The organism is Bombella pluederhausensis (assembly GCF_026385525.1).
Classification (GTDB): Bacteria; Pseudomonadota; Alphaproteobacteria; order Acetobacterales; family Acetobacteraceae; genus Bombella; species Bombella pluederhausensis.
Window position 1 is genome coordinate 241,869 of sequence record NZ_JANIDY010000003.1, and the last position, 16,691, is coordinate 258,559.

Genomic DNA, 16,691 nt, shown 5'->3' on the forward strand with positions numbered 1-16,691 from the left:
AGGCAGCGTCAGGGTGAGGAACAGATGCGGGGCTTAACCCTGATAGGCTGAAAGGTCATCCTTTTTCAGGCACCAGAGCAGTAGCCCTTTCTGGGCGTGCAGGCGGTTTTCTGCTTCATCAAACACAACGGAGGCCGGGCTTTCGAACACGGCCTTGCTGACTTCTTCCCCTATATGGGCAGGCAGGCAGTGCATGAACAGGGCCCCCGGTGCGGCAAGTGCCATCAGGGCTTCATCCACATGATAAGGACGGAAAATCTTGAGGCGTTTTTCCGCATCCTTGTCCCCCATGCTGACCCATGTATCGGTGATGACGGCATCGGCACCCTTGGCGGCTTCCTTGGGGTCGTGTGTCAGCTGGATGTCAGCGCCATGTTCGCGGGCCCATGCCACAGCAGTTTCAGACGGCGTGAATTCGCCTTCCGGCGTGGCGATGTGCAGGGAGAAGCCCAGACGGGCGGCGGCTTCAATCATGGAGGTGGCCACATTGTTGCCATCGCCGATCCATGCGAGCTTCTTGCCAGTAATGGGGCCACGATGTTCCTCAAAGGTGAGGATATCGGCTAGAATCTGCACGGGGTGGGATACCGGCGTCAGCCCGTTGATGACCGGCACGCTGCTCCAGCGGGCCAGTTCCCGCAGGTTGGCATCGGTGCCCGTGCGCAGGGTGATGACATCCACGAAACGGGAGAGGACACGGGCCGTATCGGCAATGGATTCTCCACGGCCAAGCTGCATCTCCGAAGGGGACAGGACATTGACGGTCCCGCCAAGCTGCTTCATGCCGACTTCAAAGGAGACACGGGTGCGTGTGGAGGGGCGGGACATCATTAGTCCCAACGCCCGACCAGCCAGCGGCAGGCCGGGGCAGAGCGGGTGCTTGCGCCCCTGCTGAAGGGCCTTGACCCGTGCAGCAAGTGTGAGGATGTGCCGCAGTGTCTCGGTGGAGTGATCCTTGATGTCGAGGAAGTGGCGGGGGGATGCTGCGTTGGTGGTGCTCACGCAGTGGTCTCCTTATGTGTTGGCGAGGGCGTGAGCAGCACGCCCGATGCGGGTGCAGGCTTCCTGACAGTCAGCCTCAGTTGCGATGAGGGGCGGAACCAGACGCAGCACGTTGTCCCCTGCGCCTATGGCCAGAAGGCCCTCCTCCATGACAGCAGCCAGCACGTCACCGGCAGGGATGCGGCAGCGCAGCCCCCGCATCAGCCCGGTGCCACGGGCATCCTCGAAGATGTCGGGATGGTCTGTCACGCATTTCTGGAGCATGGCCCCGAACGCCTCGCCGGTCTTGCGAATATGGTCCAGAAAGCCGGGTGCCAGTATTTCTTTCACGACAGCAAGACCGGCAGCACAGGCCAGCGGATTGCCGCCATAGGTGGTCCCGTGTGTACCGGGGGTGAGATGCTGGGCGAGCTCTGCCTTGGCCAGTACGGCTCCGAGCGGGAAGCCGCCCCCGATGCCTTTGGCGGAAGACACGACATCCGGCGTGATGCCTGCCTGTTCGAAGGCAAAGAGCGTGCCAGTACGCCCCATGCCGCTCTGTACTTCATCAATGCCCAGATAGAGACCTTTTTCATCACACAGGGCCCGGAGAGCACGGAGGAACTCATGATCTGCCGCCCGGATGCCACTTTCTCCCTGTATGGGTTCCAGCAGGATACCGGCGGTCTGGTCTGTTACAGCTGCACGGACGGCATTAATGTCGTTGAAGGGGACATGGTCGAACCCGTCTACTGGCGTGCCGAACCCTTCCAGATAGGCCGGGTTGCCGGTGGCGGAGATGGTGGCCAGCGTCCGGCCATGAAAAGCATTGTTGAAGCAGATGATCCGTGTGCGTTCTGGATGACCGTTTTTGTACTGTGCCCGGCGGATCAGCTTGATGAGGCCTTCATTGGCCTCTGCCCCGGAATTGCAGAACAGGACGGAATCCGCAAAGCTGTTTGCGACCAGCAGGTCTGCCAGAGCCTTGGCCTGCGGCACCTGATAGAGGTTCGAGACGTGGATGAGCTTCTTTGCCTGTGTGGTGATGGCGTCCACGAGGGCGGGGTGGCCGTGACCAAGGGAGGACACGGCAATTCCGGCCCCGAAATCAAGATAGCGTCGCCCATTCGTGCCGGTAAGCCAGAGGCCTTCACCATGCTCAAAGGCAAGGTCGAAGCGTTTGTAGTTCGGCATGATGGAGGCGATCATTGTGGACGCGTTCCCAGTCTGAAAAATAACGACGTGCAGCCTGCATTTCGCTGTATGGCATAGGATGTGCCCCCAACAGGAAACGCCCCTGTCCGTAGATCAGGGGGAGACTGCCGAACCATACTGCTTGCAGAAAGGGGAATCGTCAAACCCTGTTTTCAGGGAAGCAATGACGGAGCCTTCATGTCATGGCCTTATGGTTCGGAAGTGGAACGATAACCTTACAGGCGTTGATAGACAAGGTTTCGTGCCAGCCAACAGCTGACACGTAGCTGATGAATGCGCCCGTTGCGCCGCTGGAAGTGCAGCGTCCAGTCTCCGGGTGGAGTGTGGTCGAGGGCACGGGGGCAGGGGAAGGTCCACAGGTCTGGCCCCAGATTGGTGAGCCGTTCCATGCGTCCCGTGCCCAGAAAACCGGAAAAGCCACCATGCAACAGCCCGCCCTGATTGGTGATGGTGAAGCGGGAGCCATCCAGCTCCTCACAGACATAGTCTCCGACCAGTTCTGCCGGTTCAGGCTGGGGTGTGTCGGGGTAGGGACGGAGAATGACATGACGGTTTTCCCCCGGTCGCCCCATGATAATCTGGGGGCCGGCAGTCTCTTGTGTGTCCTCCTCAGCCTGAATGTGACGGACACGGACAGCACCAGCCTCAGCAAGGTGTGGGGTGATGATGTCCAGAGTTTCGGGCAGCATGAGATAGCGGAGCTGCAATGTGCCTTTTTCTGCCGCCGTGATGCGGGTGGACAGGCCGGTTTCTTCATTCAGCCAGAGACCTTCAAGAGCGTGTGGTTCCTGCTTGTCGGGTAGTGTGGTTTTGATGGAGGGTTTTTCAGCCTCTCCCAGAAAGGCACGGAACAGGCTTGCCGCTGCCTGATGGGCTGGGGACATGTGGTTGAACAGTACGACAATGGAGAGGCGCAGTGCCGCACAGTGCAGCCGGTTGGAGCGCCAGCCTCGCAATGCACCGCCATGGGCGGTGATCTCGTGCCCTGCGATCTTGCCGTGCTGCAACCCGAAGCCATAAGGGGCCTTGTGTCCGTTATCGAATTGCACAGGCTGGCTCATGCGGTTGTAGAGGCCGTTCGGGTCATCACGTTGCTGGTCGATGTACTGTTCCCAAGCGATCATATCATTCAGAGATGCGGCCATTCCGGCATCGCCTGTCCAGTAGATATGATTGCGGGCGGGCCAGTATCCGCCTTCCTGTGTGCCTTCATAGCCGGTTGTGCCATCGGGGAGGGCGCTGGTTTCTGCGGCGAGAATGGCTCGTTTCATGCCTGCTTTGTCGAACACATGCTGCTGGAGCAGCTCGGCAAAACTCAGCCCGCTTTCTTCCTCCATGGCCTCGGAGATGAGGCGGAAATTCTGGTTGACGTAGGAATAGGACGTACCGGGCAGGAACTGGAGGGAGCGGGTTCCAGCGATGACACGGTCGGAATCTGTCGGGCCAAATGTGCCTTCAATGGCGGCACCATGCAGCATGGCTACGGCCCAGTAGTCCCGCAGGCCGGATTGATTATTCGCCAGCTGTGCGACCGTGGGGGGATCGGACCGGAGATGCGGGAAACGTTTGCTGATATAAGGAGCGAGGATTTCGGGGTCTTCGTAGCGGTCCAGCATGGTGGCGCAGGTGAACTGCTTGGTGATGGAGCAGATGCGGAACAGGCTGGATGACGTGAAGGGAAGGCGGTGTTCCAGAGACGCATAACCCCAGCAGTGCTGGGCAATCACCTGCCCTTCATGCAGGACGGCCACAGCACCGCCGGGGCCGGGATAGCGGGCGGCGATGGCGTGTATTTCTGCCTGTAGGCGCTCGGTTCGGGGTAGGGAGGAGCGTTGTGCGTGCATGGGAACTCACTGGCAGGTAATATGGGCGGGGCCTGCTTCTAGTGATGAAGACTTTGGGCAGGCGGGGCAAGGCAGGTTATGGACTGATCGCATGGATGTTATCCCACCTTCACCGGATTATCAGAGCTTAAGAGAGGCGGCTTTGGCTCATCTGGCACGTTTTGCTACGACACGGCAGAGCCTGCGGCAGATGTTGCAGCGGCGTGTCCGCCGTTGGGGTGTGCGGGCTATGCGGGCAGGCATGTTTGCCGAAGAAGTCGCCATGCAGGAAGAAGCCTGCCAATCTCTGATCGGGCAGATTGTGGAGGAGATGGAACAGCTTGGCGCTGTGGATGATGCTGGTTTTTCCCGCTCCAAGGCTCGTAATCTCACCCGCTCCGGCCGGTCCCGCCGGGCTGTGCAGGCGCATCTTCAGGCAAAGGGTGTGGATGGCGAGACCGTCCGGCAGGCTGTGGATGAAAGCCTTGGAGAGGCTGGAGAAGATCGTGCCCGTCAGGCCGAGCTGGCCGCTGCGCTGGTTCTGGCCCGCAAGAGAACAGTCGGACCGTTCCACCGGGCGGATAGGCCAGAGAAAGACCGCATGAAAGTGCTGGCTATCTTTGCCCGTAATGGTTTCTCGCAGGACGTTGCCGTGAAGGCTCTTGCGATGGACAGGGAAGAAGCAGAAGACCTCATTATTGAGTTCCGGTCTCTGTGAGGGGCGTTCTGGCAAGGGCCGGATTTAGCCGTAATGATTGGATAGGCCGCTTTCAGAAAGGAAGAATGGTGTGAGGCGGAATATGGAAGAAGGGCAGTCTGTCGGGCAAGGACAGCGGGGTCATACCCGCTGGGGCGTGCTGACCGTTCTTGTTGCCTGCTTCACTCTTGGTGCCTGTAGTTCAGTCGGGTCCTATCATGGGCCGGTGCAGTGTGCGCCTTATGCCCGCAAGGTGAGTGGCATCAACCTGCGGGGACGGGCGGCGAGCTGGTGGTGGGAGGCGCGGGGCCATTACCAGCGCAGCCACCAGCCACAGAAAGGGAGTGTGCTGGTTTTTCGGGCCAGTTCCCGCATTCCGGATGGTCATGTATCGGTCGTGCGGCGCATCCGTACGAAACGGCGGATTGAGGTGGATCATGCTAACTGGGTCGGTGGGCGCATCGAACATGATGTTCCTGTGGAGGATGTGTCTGCCCGGGGGGACTGGTCGCTTGTCCGTGTCTGGTGGGCCCCGGTGGGAAGTATGGGCAGGCGTGCGTATCCTACCTATGGTTTTATCCTGCCGATGCGCTAGGATGCAGCCGTGACGTAAAAAGTGCGTACGGCCTGAGGGGTTGCACAATCTGCATGCCCTTGCCACATGAAGAACGCCTTAACCTTATTAGGGAGTATGGTCCTATGGGCAGCATGAGTCCGATTCACTGGATAATCCTTGCCGTTATTGTTCTGGTGCTGTTCGGTGGTGGTGGCAAGATCAGCAGCCTGATGGGTGATTTTGCCAAGGGGATCAAATCCTTCAAGAAAGGTATGGCTGAGGAAGATGGCGATGCTGCCAGCCAGAAGCCGGCTGACGAGCGTCTTTCTGCTCCACAGCACCAGCAGGCTACGAGCCAGACGCAGGGGGCACCTGCTCAACAGCAGCCCGATGCCCGTATGGCTGATGATGAGAGCCATCGGTCTCACTGACCGGCATAGGACACTCCCCGTTCATGACGACCCGATGATGCTGATATGACTTTCTGCACAGACTGGCGGGCCGTGCCCCGTTCTTGCTGGGGGGCGGCAGTCGCTCTGGGTAATTTTGATGGTGTGCATCGTGGTCATGTGCATCTGTTGCAGAGCCTGAAGATGGCTCGCCCCGGCTGTCGGCTGGGCGTGCTGACTTTTGAGCCTCATCCCCGGTCCCTGTTCCGCCCGCAGGATCCGCCCTTCCGTCTTATGCGCCCGGAAGTGCGGGCAGCGGCCTTGAAGGAACAAGGCGTGAGCTGTGTGGTGCAGGCCGATTTTGATGAAGATTTCTCTCATTTGGGGGCAGAGGCTTTTGTCCGGGATGTGCTGATTGAAGGGCTCCATGTAGCTCATGTGGCCTGTGGTGCTGACTTTGCATTCGGGCATCGCCGGGAAGGTGATGTTGCTTTGCTGGAGCAGCTTCTGGTCGAGCATGGGGTTGGTGTCAGTATCGTCCCTCAGCTGGCTGATGGCGCTGGGCCGGTTTCCTCCAGTCGGATACGCCGCCTGCTTCAGGAAGGATACCCGGAGAAAGCGGCGGAGCTTCTGGGGCGCAACTGGGCCATCACGGGGGAAGTCGTTAAAGGGGATCAGCGGGGGCGGCTGCTGGGCTTCCCGACAGCGAATATCGCTCTGGGTGAACATATGGAGCCCGCCAGAGGGGTCTATGCCGTGCGTGTGCGGATGCCAGATGGCAGGCTCGTGCCCGGTGTTGCCAATATTGGCCGCCGTCCGACCATTAATGACGGGCGTGAGAGCCGGCTGGAGGCGCATCTGTTTGGTGTGGATGAAGACCTTTACGGCCAGATACTCAGTGTAGAGCTTGTTGCCCTATTACGGGATGAAAAACGCTTTTCCTCACTGGATGAACTGAAGGCCCATATTGCAGCTGATGCTGCACAAGCAAAGCAGGTGCTCAGCAAGACAAGGGGTTGACCGGGCGGGGTCACTCTCTCCATAAGTAGAGGTATTTTTATTCCGATACTGAGAGCTGGCGCACCTATTCCATGTCTGAGCCTGTAGAAAAGACCGATACCGTTTTCCGTGAGCAGCAGGAGCGTTACCGGGGGACGGTCTTCCTGCCCAAAACGTCTTTCCCCATGCGGGGGAATCTGCCCAAGAAGGAGCCGGAAATGCTGGCTCGCTGGGCAGAGATGGGGCTGGACGGCCAGATAGGCGAAGCAGGGCGTAAGGCGGATAGTGTCTTCACACTGCATGATGGCCCGCCCTATGCCAACGGGCATATTCATATCGGCCATGCCCTCAATAAGGTGATGAAAGACGTCATCAACCGTGCTCAGCGCATGAATGGGGCACAGGTGCGCTACATGCCGGGCTGGGATTGTCACGGCCTGCCGATCGAATGGAAAGTTGAAGAAGAATACCGCAAGAAGGGCAAGGATAAGGACGCCGTGCCGGTCCTTCAGTTCCGTGCGGAATGCCGGGACTATGCCGCAAAATGGGTGGAAGCCCAGCGGGAGGACTTCAAGCGTCTGGGGATTCAGGCAGAGTGGGATAACCGCTATGTGACGATGGATTTCTCATCCGAGGCACAGATTGCGGAGGAGATCGGCAAGTTCCTGCTCAATGGCCGCCTCTATCGTGGGCTGCGCCCCGTGATGTGGAGTCCGGTCGAGAAGACCGCTCTGGCTGAGGCGGAAGTTGAATATCACGATATTACATCAACGACCCTGTTCGTGGCCTTCCCCAATGTGAAGGACCCGACAGAAGGGCAGGTTCTTTCTGGCGCTTCAGCGGTGATCTGGACCACGACCCCGTGGACGATCCCCGTCAATCGTGCGCTCGCTGCGGGGCCGGAGATTACCTATAACGTCATCCGTGTCACGGGCGTGAAAGAGGAAAGCCTCGTACCGGTCGAGGCAAAGCTCATCATTGCCGAGGATCGTCTGGAAGGCTTCCTTGCCGAGGCAGGCATCAGCGGGCACGAGGTGCTGCACACCCTCCCCGGCAGTGCGCTGGAAGGGGCAGTATTCGCCCATCCGCTACGGGGGCGTGGGTTCGATTATGATGTGCCTCTGCTGCTTGGTGAGTTCGTTACGACTGATGCCGGTACGGGTCTGGTGCATATGGCTCCGGCCCATGGTCATGATGACTTCATGCTCTGCCGTGCCCATGGCGTGGAAGTGACGGAAGAAGTCTGCGACAACGGCACCTATGTTGAGTGGATGCCGGAGCTGGGTGGCATTCATGTCTTCAAGGCTACGCAGCCCGTTTGTGATCTGCTGACACAGGTGCGGGAACAGGCCCGGCAGGAGCAGGCTCCGGCCCGTGGTCTGATGGCCCGTGCAGAGATTGTCCATTCCTATCCGCATTCATGGCGCTCCAAGAAGCCGGTGATTTTCCGGGCCACGCCTCAGTGGTTCATTGCCATGGAACCCCGTGAAGGGGATGAGGGCGGCCCCGGTTTGCGTGAGCGTGCCCTGAAGGCCCTTGATAACATCAGCTTTGTCCCGGCCAGCTCACGTCGCCGTCTGACGAGCATGATTGAGCAGCGGCCTGACTGGTGTATTTCCCGTCAGCGCTCATGGGGTGTGCCGATTGCCGTGTTCGTGGAGAAGCGCACTGGCGAAGTCCTGCGGGATGCAGACGTGATGGCCCGCATCGTGCAGAGCTTCAAGGAGCGTGGGGCTGATGCGTGGTACGATACGGACCCAGCCGTCTATCTCGGTGAAGGCCGCAACCCGGATGATTATGATCAGGTCTTCGATATTGTTGATGTCTGGTTCGAGAGCGGATGCAGCCATCGTTTCGTCCTGCATCAGGAGGGGATGAACTACCCGGCTGACCTGTATCTGGAAGGTTCTGACCAGCATCGTGGCTGGTTCCAGTCCTCCCTTCTGGAGAGTGTAGGGGCTGAGGGCGAAGCATCTTACAAAACGGTCGTGACGAATGGGTTCGTGCTGGACGGGCAGGGGCGCAAGATGTCCAAGTCCCTCGGCAACACCATCGTGCCGGATGATGTGACGAAGACACTGGGTGCAGATGTGCTGCGCCTGTGGGTTCTGAACTCCGATACGAATGAAGACCTGCGGATCAGTCAGGAGATTCTCAAGCAGCAGGGCGAGCTGTATCGCCGTGTGCGGAACACGCTGCGCTGGCTGCTGGGAGCGCTGGATGGCTTTACGGAGGCAGAAGCTCTGCCTCTGGGCTGGGATGACGTGTCTGCCCCGGTGGATGTGATGCTGGACAGGCTGGTCCCGGACGAGGCCGCCCGTGCCCTTCGCCAGAAGGCCACGGTAAAGGCCCGTAAGGCTCTGCCACTGCTGGAGCAGTATATCCTGCATCGTGTGTATGAGCTGTATCAGCGTGTGCAGGAGGCCGTGCAGACCCATCAGTGGAATGGCGTTTATCCGCTGCTGCATAATTTCTGTAATAACGAGCTGTCGGCTTTCTATTTCGACATCCGTAAGGATGTCCTGTACTGCGATCCGGCAGAGTCTCATACACGCCGTGCAGCCCGTACCGTGCTGGATGTGCTGCATCGTGCCCTGACGACATGGCTGGCCCCGGCTCTGGTCTTTACGGCGGAAGAATCATGGCAGGCCCGTTTTGGTCAGGAAAGCAGTGTGCATCTGGAACGTCTCTTTGTTCCGGAAGAAGGCTGGTATGATCCTGAACTGGCTGAGCGTTGGGAGAGCCTGCGCCAGATACGCCGCCGTGTGACCACAGCTCTGGAAGGGGCTCGCCGTGAGGGCATGATCGGGTCTTCGCTGGAGGCGCAGGTTCATCTGCCGCTGACGGCCGAGGAGCAGGTCGTGTCCGAAGGGATTGACTGGGCAGAGCTTTGTCTTGCTTCAGAGGTGCATGTTCAGGAAGGGCAGGCCGAGGATGAGGTGAAGGTCAGCCGTGCAGATGGGCAGAAATGTGCCCGTTGCTGGCGTGTCCTGCCGGATGTCGGGCAGAATGAGGATCACAGCCATCTCTGTCTACGCTGCTTTGATGCGGTAACTGCATGAAGCAGGCCGGGACTGAAGGCGTAAAGGGAGGTGGAGCGTCTGCTTCACCTTCTTTCCCACGGTGGCGGCTGGTTGGGCTGGCTACAGCCCTGATCGTCCTGTTTGTGGATCAGGTCAGCAAGGAATGGGTGCTGTATTGGCTGGACCTGCCCCTGCGGCGGACCGTGCCTATAATGCCGGGTCTCAATTTCACGATGGTCTGGAACCATGCCGTGACATTCGGAATGTTCGGCGGGCATGGGCGCTGGCTGTTCATCGTCATTTCCCTGCTGGCTGTGGTCGGGCTGTTGGTGGCGTTGGCCCGTTCCCGGCGCCGTCTGGTCAGTCTGGCCTGTGGGGGAATTATTGGCGGGGCTGTCGGTAATGTGATTGATCGTCTCCGCTATGGGGCTGTCGTGGATTTCCTTCACGTCCATGTCGGAGACTGGTCGTGGTATGTCTTCAATATTGCTGATTCTGCCATCGTGTGTGGGGTAGGGCTCTGGCTGCTGGACTCTCTGCTGGTGGAACGGCGCAGCCGGCATGTATAAAACGATAACCGGCTTGCCCATTGCAGACGGGCTCTATAGGATTGGCCATCTTCTTGTGAGTGCAGTGCGGGAACCTGTCATGCGGCTTTTTGCTCCTTCAGTTATGCGTTATGGGGTCCGGTTGGGTGTTCTGGCCACGTTCGGGCTGGCGCTGGCTGGGTGCTCCGGTAGCGATGTGGCACGTGGTTTTGGCCTTCAGCGCAGCCTGCCGGATGAATACACCGTGACAACCCGTGCACCGCTTTCCATGCCGCCTTCCGAGCAGCTGGCCCTTCCGGGTGCTGCCAATGCCAACCGGCCGGATGAAAGCCCTCGTATGCAGGCACTGGAAACGCTGGACCCGGATATTGCTCTGCACCCGAATGAGGGAACGGGCAGCGCTGGCCAGACGGCTCTTGTCCAGAGCGCTACATCTGCTGCACATGGCCCGAACAATGCCGAGCTGGGCGATGCTGATGCTGGCTTTGTGGACAGCCTGCTGTTCTGGCAGGGTGGCCGTGCGGGCAGTGTCGTGGATGGTGAAGCTGAAAACCGCCGTATTCAGAAGAATGAAGCTCTGGGACAGAGCTTCACCGAGGGGGCAACGCCGACCCTGCGGAAAGGCGGCAAATAAGGGGGCGTTCTGCCTTCTGTCTCTGACCCGTCCTGCTCTGCCCTGCCTGTCTGCCTGAGGAGGAGTCTGTGATGCGGCCTGTCATCCGCCGTCTGTCCAATCATGTCGTGGATCTCATCGCTGCGGGTGAGGTGGTGGAGCGTCCGGCTGCCGCACTCAAGGAGCTGGTGGAAAACGCTCTGGATGCCGGTGCCACCCGCCTTGAGGTCACCCTGCGGGGTGGTGGCTGCGAGCTGATCGAAGTCATCGATAATGGCCGGGGGATGGAGGCTGATGAGCTGCTTCTGGCTGTGGAACGGCACTGCACATCTAAACTGCCAGATGATGACCTTACGGCGATCAAAACCTTGGGGTTTCGTGGGGAGGCATTGCCCTCCATCGGGGCCAGTGCCCGCCTTTTCCTGACATCACGGACCGAGACTTCAGAAACCGCCTGGGAGCTCTCCGTGCAGGGTGGTGCGGTTGAAGGTCCCATACCGGCGGCTGGCGCCGTGGGGACCCGTGTTGTGGTGCGGGACCTCTTTTTTGCGACCCCCGCCCGCCGGAAATTCCTGAAAACGGCACGGGTAGAGGGCAGCCACGCTGAGGCCGTCATGCGGCGTGTGGCACTGAGCGCTCCAGACTGTGCCATCAGTTTTATTATGGATGGGCGGGAGGTGTTCAATCTTCCGCCGCAGGACATGCAGACCCGTGTTGCTACCATACTGGGCGTGCCTGCGGATGGACTTCTGGCGCTTGATGAGCAGCGTGGAGCCATGCGGCTGACGGGCTATGTCTGTGGGCCGGGGGAGACCAGACGGACAGGGAACGGGCAGTTCATGCTCGTCAATCACCGGCCCGTGGTGGACCCCATTCTGAGGACAGCCGTGCGTGTGGCCTATCGGCCTGTCATTGAGAAAGGGCGTTTCCCTGTCCTGCTGCTGCATCTTCAGCTTCCGCTGGATCGTGTGGATGTGAATGTCCATCCCGCCAAGACAGAACTGCGCTTTGCGGATGAAGCTGAGGTGCGGGGGTTTGTCATCGGTGCTGTGGGGCGTGCTCTGGCCCGCAGTGCTGGAGAAGGGGGCGGTATACAGGCGGACCTTGGCATTATTGGTCGCCGTGCGTCTTCCATCGGGCAGAAGGTGCCGGGGACGTCTTATTCCTACATGCATACGGGGGCCAGCAAGGTGCCACCGGCTGATTTTGGGTTTGGCACGTCTGTCCGGCGGCTTTCTTCATCGTCTGGAAGCATGAAGATGCCGGTGGCTGGTCTTGCCGAGAACCAGCGTGATTATGGTTCATCTGGTCGGGCTGCTGCGGCAGATGTTTTTCAGACTGTTCCAGCCGATCCGGTGGAGACGGAACAGCCTGTCCAGCCGCTCGGTGTGCCAATTGCCCAGATTCATGCCACCTACATCCTGTCCATTGCCCCGGATGGTGACCTGATCCTGACAGACCAGCACGCCGCTCATGAACGTCTGACTCATGAACGTCTGCGGGCCCGTTTTGAAGAAGGAGCCGTGCGGGCACAGGCCCTGCTGATGCCGGAAGTGGTAGACCTGCCGCATGAATCTGCCGAGGCCCTTCTACATTGTGCGGAGGAACTGGCTGGCTTCGGGCTGGAGATTGAATCATTCGGCAGTGGCAGCGTGCTGGTGCGTAGCATTCCTGCTCCGTTAAGTGGGGGCGATGTGGCCGGTCTTCTGCGGGATGTGGCGGAAGAACTCGTCCAGATGCCGGATCTTTCAGCTCGACAAACGGATAGTCTTGATGGACGGTTTGAGGCCATCATGGCCCGGATGGCCTGTCATGGCAGCATCCGTGCAGGGCGTCTTCTGAAACAGGAAGAAATGGATGCCCTTTTGCGGGGCATGGAACAGCATCCTCGGGCCAATACCTGCCCGCATGGTCGCCCAACATGGCTGAAGCTGGATAAGGATGGGCTGGAAAAACTGTTCGGCCGGACCAAATAACGCCTCGTCTTTACGGGCCTTTTTCACATTTCTTTGACAGAAAAACAGCCCTGCCTTTCGGGACTGTCTATGGTTATCTGGATGAGATGAGGGGTAATATCACGCCTTATTTCACGGAGATGACCTTTTCTTTCCGGGGATGCCCCAGATGATGGAAAGGACAGAAAGAGGATGGAATGGCCGATATTGTCGATGATCTGAAGTCTGTTGTCGGAGCCGGACATGTCCTGACGTCAGAAAGTGCGACCTATGGGTATCGCAAGGGGTTTCGCTTCGGGGATGGAAAGGTGGAAGCGGTCGTCATTCCTGGTTCCCTTGTGGAGCTGTGGCGTGTCTCGAAGCTGTCTGTGGAATCCGGGCGTATTGTTCTTATGCAGGCTTCCAATACCGGGCTGACGGGAGGGTCCACACCGGATGGTGATGATTACGACAGGCCGATCATTCTCATCAGCACACGCAGGCTGAAAGGCATTCAGCTTCTGGGAGAAGGGAAGCAGGTTGTCTGCCTGCCGGGAGCGGACCTGTATGAGCTGGAAGAAAAACTGGCTCCGCTGGGGCGGGAGCCTCATTCTGTTATTGGATCATCCTGTATTGGGGCGTCTGTCCTTGGGGGGGTGAGCAACAATTCCGGCGGGGCGCTGGTTCAGCGTGGCCCCGCTTATACGGAGATGGCCCTTTATGGGCAGGTGGATGCACAGGGGAAACTGCATCTGGTCAATCATCTGGGCATCCGTTTTCAGAATGAGGATGTGGCTGAGTCCGTGCTGGATGCGCTGGAACATGGCCGTTACAGCCCGGACGATGTGGACTGGTCTGGCAAGCAGAAGGCTCATGATGATGACTATGTCAATCGCATCCGTCAGGTCGATGAAGCATCACCGGGGCGTTACAATGCTGATCCGGGCCGTTTGTTCGAGGCTTCCGGTAATGCGGGCAAGCTGATTGTCTTTGCTGTGCGGCTGGATACGTTCCCTGCGGCAAAAGATACGGCTGTTTTCTATATTGGCAGCAATAAGACCGATACGCTGGAGAAGGTTCGCCGCCATCTGCTGACGGCTTTTGATGAATTGCCGATTGCCGGGGAATATATGCACCGGGATGCCTTCGCCATTGCGGATAAATATGGCCGGGATACGGTGGCCCTCATCCGTTTTCTGGGGACGAAATATCTGCCCGCCATGTTCCGTATGAAATCATGGATGGACTCCTTTGCCCGCCGTATCTCATGGGTGCCGGATGGGTTGAGTGATCTGCTGATGCAGTTTGGCAGCAATTTCCTGCCTTCACAGGTACCGGCTCGCATGATGGAGTATCACCGGAAATACGATCATCATCTCATGCTGCGTGTGTCTGGTACGTTGGCCCAACAGGTTCGCCCATGGCTGAAAAGTTTCTTTGCAGATGCACAGGCTGTGGACGGCGCCTTCTTTGAATGTACGACTCAGGAGGGCACGCTGGCATTTCTTCACCGCTTCGCAGCGGCGGGAGCGGCAAATCGTTACGTTGCTGTCCATGGTAAACGGACAGGCGGCATGACGGCACTGGATGTTGCCCTACGCCGGAATGACTGGGAATGGCTGGAACGTCTCCCTCAGGAGGTGGACGACCAGCTCGTGCTGAAGCTCTATTATGGGCATTTCCTCTGCCATGTCATGCATCAGGACTATGTTGTCAGGCCCGGTGTGGACCCGATGGAAGTCGAAACGACAATGATGTGGCCGTTGCTGGACAAGCGGGGCGCCCGTTATCCTGCCGAGCATAATGTGGGTCATCTCTATCACGCTCCGCAGAGCATGACTGACCATTATCGGTCACTTGATCCCTGCAACTGCATGAATCCCGGTATTGGCCGCCAGACGAAAAAGAAAAACTGGGCGGCTGAAAGCGTCTGATATCTGGGTAAAGGAAGGCGTCCTTTAGAGAAGGGCGCCTTTTCTGCGTGGAGATTGGAAATCGTCTTCTGTCAGAGGGACGGGTGTCAGGCTGGCGGGTAGATAAAGCGGATGCTCGGGGCGGTGGCCTTTCCGGCTCAACCGCAGGGCCGTGACCTTATGGCCTGCCTTCAGGAGCAGGCGGGCAATCTCCGGGCCACGATAGCGGAGCTCTTTTGCTTGAGGTGTCCCATAGGCCAGCACGATGAAATCCGCCTGTCCGGCCATTTCCAGCAGATAATGGTCGGTCTCCGGGCCGACAGGGTCATTCACTTCCAGAAGGCGCTTCTGGTCCGTACAGCGATAGGCGAAGCTGTTGCCGACAAACATGCCCCCATAGCCCCACTGGCGGCTGTAGCGCTGGCATTTGGCCACGGAGCGGTCATCACCATATTCCGTAGCTACGGAAGGATTCATCATGATCCACATGATGAAGGGTTTTGTCTCATCCCATGACCGTCTGAGCGTATAGCGGTAACAGTCACCCGGCCCGGCATAGAGGGCCGTGCTTGTCACATCATCGGCCAGCCGGAGCGGTTTTGCCGTGCCAACATGGTGGGGTGTTTGTGACATGGGAGATTGCTGCTTTCTGTTCTTCAGGGTGTTGAGCCGGGTGGGATGGTGAGGCAATCCATGGTGCCCCGCAGGCGCTTACAGGCCCCTGTTGCCTGACTGTGCGTCAGGTTTATCAGGCGGGCACGGTATAATGTTCCCCTGACTGTATGGACTGGCATGACATGAACGGTAGCATCGCCTGCAATGGGTGTGATGCGGGGGCGCAGCTGTGTTGCGACCATGAGGGCCTGTCGTTCGCCAGCATAGCTGCCTAGCTGGATGGCCCAGTCATGGGTGGATTCAGCAACCATGTCCGTGGCTCCTCTCCGGCTGGCGGGAGCGTCTGCCAGTGGGATAGAGCGGATGCGCAATATGCCGTCAGAATCTTCCGGGGGAGGTGCCTTCTGTTGTGGCGCGCGCGGGCGGGGTTGTGGTGCGGGCCGGGACGGTGCGGCGGAGAAACTACGAGCCGCCCATGCTGCTCGGACATCCTGTGTCTCTGCTGTCTGGACAGCCTGCGCAGGGCTGGCAACATAGCTGCTACTGTCATCTTCCGTCATATCCATGCGGCGTGTTGTCTGGGCTGTTCTGTCATGGCGGGCCACGATGAGATCATTCTGAGAGCGTTGCCGGGGCCAGATACCCATGATTTTTGGTGCGATGGCTGCAACGTAATTACGGGTTTCCCGTGGGAGGGCCCTGTTCTGGCGGAGGTAATGGTCCAGACTGCCGGGGCCATAATTATAGGCCGCCAGAAAACCGGGAGAGCCATAGATGTCATACATCTGGCGGATATAGGCTGTACCGGCGAGGATGTTGTCATGCGGGTCGTACGGGTCTGGGCCGAGATTGTACTGGGTACGGAGGTCATCATAGGCTGGGGGCATGATCTGCATCAGCCCCATGGCGCCGGGTGTGGAGGTGATGAAGTTGCCGTAGCGGTCATAAAGATGCCCGCCTGATTCCTGATGCATGACTGCTCGAATCCATGCGGCAGGGACATCGAACCGGCTGGATGCCTCATTAATATAGGGGCCCCATGGGTCATTTGGTGGGCCTGGTGGCGTGTAATGCGACCGGGCATGAGCCTGATAATCTGCCTGTTCTTCTATGACGGGCATAGTAGGGCCGGTGTTGGGATGTGATACGCAGGCTGCCAGCAGGACGGGAAGCAGCAGTGTCAGGCAGAGACGGATCATACGCATGGGGGCAGGGGAGACAGCAGCAGCGGTGCGTATCATGGGGGCTTCCTGTGCAGGGGCGGGCATGAGCCTCCCCTTTATCATGGAAATGATGTGAGGCAGAGAGGTAAAGAGCCGGTTGGCTCTATAGGTAAATAGAGGGTTGCAAAAGGGTGTCCATAAAGGGCGGGGGATTGAAAAACA

General features: G+C 58.9%; 14 protein-coding genes. 9 read left to right on the forward strand and 5 right to left on the reverse strand.

Annotation, left to right across the window (positions count from 1 at the left end; genetic code table 11):
* Window positions 1-33 precede the first annotated feature (33 nt).
* The 3 genes from argF to NQF86_RS07460 form a co-directional block, all read right to left on the reverse strand.
* Entirely contained in the window at window positions 34-1,002 is a 969-nt protein-coding gene (gene argF, locus NQF86_RS07450; RefSeq protein ID WP_266117000.1) for an ornithine carbamoyltransferase, read from the reverse strand.
* A gap of 12 nt (window positions 1,003-1,014) precedes the next feature.
* A complete protein-coding gene (locus NQF86_RS07455; protein WP_266117001.1) occupies window positions 1,015-2,190 on the reverse strand; it encodes an aspartate aminotransferase family protein in 1,176 nt (391 codons plus the stop codon).
* Window positions 2,191-2,411: 221 nt separating this feature from the next.
* On the reverse strand, window positions 2,412-4,040 hold the full coding sequence (locus NQF86_RS07460) for a D-aminopeptidase (RefSeq protein WP_266117002.1): 1,629 nt from the start codon (window positions 4,038-4,040) through the stop codon (window positions 2,412-2,414).
* Between the two features lie 91 nt (window positions 4,041-4,131).
* Here NQF86_RS07460 and NQF86_RS07465 point away from each other — a divergent pair, with 91 nt between their 5' ends.
* The 9 genes from NQF86_RS07465 (at window position 4,132) to dld (ending at window position 14,712) form a co-directional block, all read left to right on the forward strand.
* Entirely contained in the window at window positions 4,132-4,737 is a 606-nt protein-coding gene (locus NQF86_RS07465; RefSeq protein ID WP_266117003.1) for a regulatory protein RecX, read from the forward strand.
* Between the two features lie 70 nt (window positions 4,738-4,807).
* A complete protein-coding gene (locus NQF86_RS07470; RefSeq protein WP_266117004.1) occupies window positions 4,808-5,311 on the forward strand; it encodes a CHAP domain-containing protein in 504 nt (167 codons plus the stop codon).
* 104 nt (window positions 5,312-5,415) lie between these two features.
* Window positions 5,416-5,703: a twin-arginine translocase TatA/TatE family subunit gene (locus NQF86_RS07475; protein ID WP_266117005.1), complete on the forward strand. Its 288-nt coding sequence runs from the start codon at window positions 5,416-5,418 to the stop codon at window positions 5,701-5,703.
* Window positions 5,704-5,748: 45 nt separating this feature from the next.
* Entirely contained in the window at window positions 5,749-6,681 is a 933-nt protein-coding gene (locus tag NQF86_RS07480) for a bifunctional riboflavin kinase/FAD synthetase (RefSeq protein ID WP_266117006.1), read from the forward strand.
* Window positions 6,682-6,752: 71 nt separating this feature from the next.
* On the forward strand, window positions 6,753-9,722 hold the full coding sequence (gene ileS, locus NQF86_RS07485; protein ID WP_266117007.1) for an isoleucine--tRNA ligase: 2,970 nt from the start codon (window positions 6,753-6,755) through the stop codon (window positions 9,720-9,722).
* A complete protein-coding gene (lspA, locus tag NQF86_RS07490; RefSeq protein ID WP_266117008.1) occupies window positions 9,719-10,252 on the forward strand; it encodes a signal peptidase II in 534 nt (177 codons plus the stop codon). The genes ileS and lspA overlap by 4 nt, the downstream gene beginning before the upstream one ends.
* 103 nt (window positions 10,253-10,355) lie before the next feature.
* On the forward strand, window positions 10,356-10,865 hold the full coding sequence (locus NQF86_RS07495; protein WP_266117058.1) for a DUF3035 domain-containing protein: 510 nt from the start codon (window positions 10,356-10,358) through the stop codon (window positions 10,863-10,865).
* A gap of 71 nt (window positions 10,866-10,936) precedes the next feature.
* Window positions 10,937-12,820 (forward strand): DNA mismatch repair endonuclease MutL, encoded by a 1,884-nt coding sequence (mutL, locus tag NQF86_RS07500; RefSeq protein ID WP_266117059.1) that lies wholly within the window; start codon window positions 10,937-10,939, stop codon window positions 12,818-12,820.
* A 176-nt stretch (window positions 12,821-12,996) separates the two neighbouring features.
* Window positions 12,997-14,712: a D-lactate dehydrogenase gene (gene dld, locus NQF86_RS07505; protein WP_266117009.1), complete on the forward strand. Its 1,716-nt coding sequence runs from the start codon at window positions 12,997-12,999 to the stop codon at window positions 14,710-14,712.
* Window positions 14,713-14,736: 24 nt separating this feature from the next.
* Here the strand turns inward: dld and NQF86_RS07510 are convergent, their stop codons facing one another.
* Entirely contained in the window at window positions 14,737-15,324 is a 588-nt protein-coding gene (locus NQF86_RS07510; RefSeq protein ID WP_266117010.1) for a DUF1643 domain-containing protein, read from the reverse strand.
* A 23-nt stretch (window positions 15,325-15,347) separates the two neighbouring features.
* On the reverse strand, window positions 15,348-16,511 hold the full coding sequence (locus tag NQF86_RS07515; protein WP_407652890.1) for a transglycosylase SLT domain-containing protein: 1,164 nt from the start codon (window positions 16,509-16,511) through the stop codon (window positions 15,348-15,350).
* Window positions 16,512-16,691 lie beyond the last annotated feature (180 nt).